1 pseudogene is annotated in these 536 nt (G+C 39.0%); it reads right to left on the reverse strand.

Annotated features, from left to right (window positions below):
• Window positions 1–536: pseudogene (locus tag ACFINR_RS09640) on the reverse strand (hypothetical protein); the annotation flags it as partial.

The following is a 536-nucleotide window of genomic DNA, read 5'->3' on the forward strand; positions in this document are numbered from 1 at the left end:
GCAAGTGCTTCCGCTACACTATTGTAAACCTTTTCCTCACCAGTGCTACCATCATCATTGACAGTTTTAAGTTTGAATGTGGGTGCAACCCATTTTCCATTTTCATAGCCAGCACCTCCACCAAAATAGGTCGCAACTGTTTGATTCATTGAATAAAGTTGGTTGCCCGTGATCGCTTCTGTTGAACCTTTAGAAATTTCTCCATCTAATAGAAACTTCAATTTGCTATTGTTTCCTTCCGTTCCATGCTTAGCTACAAATGCATTGGCTTCATTATTCCAATTCAAAGAATCCTGTGCGACTCCTTCAGAAACTTCCTTAATCCTCTGATTGACATTCTTGATATTATCATCAAGTCCCTCAAAAGCTGAACCAACATTGGTAAAAGGTTTGGCTGTTATCTTACCATCTTTATCAATCTCCGATAAACTATAGGTCGGCCCAGTAAACACACCATTATTAAAAGCTGCATTGCCTCCTAAATAAGTAACAACCTTATCATTCGTTTCAAAAAGCTGACTACCCGTTACAGCATC

It is taken from the genome of Bartonella sp. AP19HLJMH (assembly GCF_042196245.1).
In the GTDB taxonomy this organism is placed as follows: Bacteria; Pseudomonadota; Alphaproteobacteria; order Rhizobiales; family Rhizobiaceae; genus Bartonella.